This window comes from uncultured Limnohabitans sp. (genome assembly GCF_937889215.1).
Taxonomy (GTDB): Bacteria; Pseudomonadota; Gammaproteobacteria; order Burkholderiales; family Burkholderiaceae_C; genus Limnohabitans_A.
The window spans coordinates 1-1,926 of the sequence record NZ_CALBEX010000577.1; the positions used below are offsets into that span (position 1 = coordinate 1).

2 protein-coding genes and 1 pseudogene are annotated in these 1,926 nt (G+C 62.5%); all 3 read right to left on the reverse strand.

Annotation, left to right across the window (positions count from 1 at the left end; all coding sequences use genetic code 11):
* Positions 1–377: pseudogene (locus Q0341_RS14485) on the reverse strand (VWA domain-containing protein); the annotation flags it as partial.
* The gene (locus Q0341_RS14490; RefSeq protein WP_299514737.1) at positions 358–1,026 is read right to left on the reverse strand and encodes a hypothetical protein; all 669 of its coding nucleotides are present in this window, start codon (positions 1,024–1,026) and stop codon (positions 358–360) included. The gene Q0341_RS14490 and the pseudogene Q0341_RS14485, both read right to left, overlap by 20 nt.
* 13 nt (positions 1,027–1,039) lie before the next feature.
* Positions 1,040–1,843: a CbbQ/NirQ/NorQ/GpvN family protein gene (locus Q0341_RS14495; protein WP_299514739.1), complete on the reverse strand. Its 804-nt coding sequence runs from the start codon at positions 1,841–1,843 to the stop codon at positions 1,040–1,042.
* Between the last annotated feature and the right edge of the window lie 83 nt (positions 1,844–1,926).

Sequence of the window (1,926 nt, forward strand, 5' to 3'; positions counted from 1 at the left end):
TCGATCCACGCCCGCGCCATGCGGGCCAACCAATCGCCTGCCGTGGCTTGCTGCGTGGCGGGGGTGGTGTGCAACTGTGCCCACAAAGGCCGCATGCCGGGAAAGCGCGCCACCGCCAAGGCTTCCACCCGCGCGTCTTCGGCCAAGGCCACCAAGGCCATTTGCCACGGGTTGAGCGATTCGGCCGAGATCGCTTGGCGTGTGAACACCACATGGGTCGCGGCGTGGGCGCAAGCCGCGCGGTAAATCTGGGTGGCGTCCATCAGGCCATCGTTGCCCTGCACGGCGTCCAAGGCGTCGGGCAAGTGGATGAAATAGTCCTCGATGAAGGGGCGCAAGCCTTCACGGTTTTCGAAGTCACCGGCGGTGGGGCGCATGAAAAAATCGCGCCCCCACAAGCCGCGCAGGTACATGTTGATGCGCCGCTGCACATCGACCAACAAGGTGCCTTTGCGCTCTTGTTGCAGCATGGCCAAAGACTCTTTGGACTGCAAACCGAAGTAGGCGATTTGGGCCTCGAATTCCGTGCGGTGGGCTTGTACCCCCCAAGTGGCCCAGCGGCGCAAGCCCCCCCAAAGTCAGCTGCCCCAACAGCGCATCGAGCTGACCCAGCATGGGCCTCAAGCCCCGCGGGGCTTGCGACACCAAGGTGTTAAGGAACTGCAGGTACTGCATGAAGAGTTCAGCGTCGGCCAACCGCTTGGCCGCGGTCGGTGCGGTGGCCAGCACCAACTCGATCACCGAACCCGAGGTTTTGGACGCCAGCATGAGGGCGGTGGTGGCCAACTCACCGACCACATCCTCGCCAATCTCTTTGGCCACTTGCGGTGCGACATCAATCCAGGCGTTGACCAAGGCATGGCCACGGCCCAAACCACGCAAGGCCGCAGCGCCCTTGACGTAGTTGTCGAGCCCACGGGCAGACAACACCTTGGTCGCCTCAGGCCAGGTGTGTGTGAGCAAGTCCACCGAAGCCGGGTCGAGTTGCTCGACCCACTCGGCGTGGTCTTGAAGTTGCACCGACATGGGGGTGCCTGCTTCAGAAGAAAGTGGAAACAGCGGCGTCCAAGGCGTCGCGCATGTCGGGGTCGTCCGTGATTGGGCGCACCAAGGCCACTCGGCAAGCGGCTTGTGCGGCCACACCTTGGGCAATCAAGCTGCCCGCGTAAATCAACATGCGGGTGGAAATGCCTTCGTCCAAACCATGGCCCTTGAGGTTGCGCGCCCGCTCGGCGATGCCCACCAGCTTGGCAGCCACCTCGGTGCTGACACCAGTTTCGTGCGCGACGATTTCGGTTTCGATGTCGTGTTCGGGGTAGTTGAAGTCCAGCGCACCAAAGCGTTGTTTGGTCGACTGCTTCAGGTCTTTCATCAGGCTTTGGTAGCCGGGGTTGTAAGAGATGACGATTTGAAAATCGGGGTGGGCGTGCACCAGCTCGCCCTTCTTTTCCAAGGGTAAAACACGGCGGTTGTCGGTCAAAGGGTGGATCACCACGGTGGTGTCTTGGCGTGCTTCGACCACTTCATCGAGGTAACAAATGGCGCCATGGCGCGCGGCCACTGCCAAAGGACCGTCTTGCCAGCGGGTGCCGTTGGCGTCCAGCAAGAAGCGGCCCACCAGGTCGCTGGCGGTCATGTCCTCGTTGCAGGCCACGGTGATCAGGGGCTTGTTCAGCTTCCAGGCCATGTGCTCGACAAAGCGGGTTTTGCCGCAGCCGGTGGGGCCCTTGAGCATCATGGGCATGCGCACCGAGTAGGCGGCTTCGAACAGCTCGACCTCGTCGGCCACGGGGCGGTAATAAGGCTCTTGGGCGACGCGGTAGGCGTCCAATGCTTCGCTCATGTTCTTGTCTCCGTTGGCTCAATGGCCTCACTGCGCCGTCCACCATGCGCCACGCGGATGTGCGCGGCGCAGGGTCGGCGTTA

Bases quoted from the DNA above. Each gene is read 5' to 3' on its own strand.
- Q0341_RS14490 (WP_299514737.1), bottom strand. From the start codon at position 1,026: ATGTCGGTGCAACTTCAAGACCACGCCGAGTGGGTCGAGCAACTCGAC.
- Q0341_RS14495 (WP_299514739.1), bottom strand. From the start codon at position 1,843: ATGAGCGAAGCATTGGACGCCTACCGCGTCGCCCAAGAGCCTTATTAC.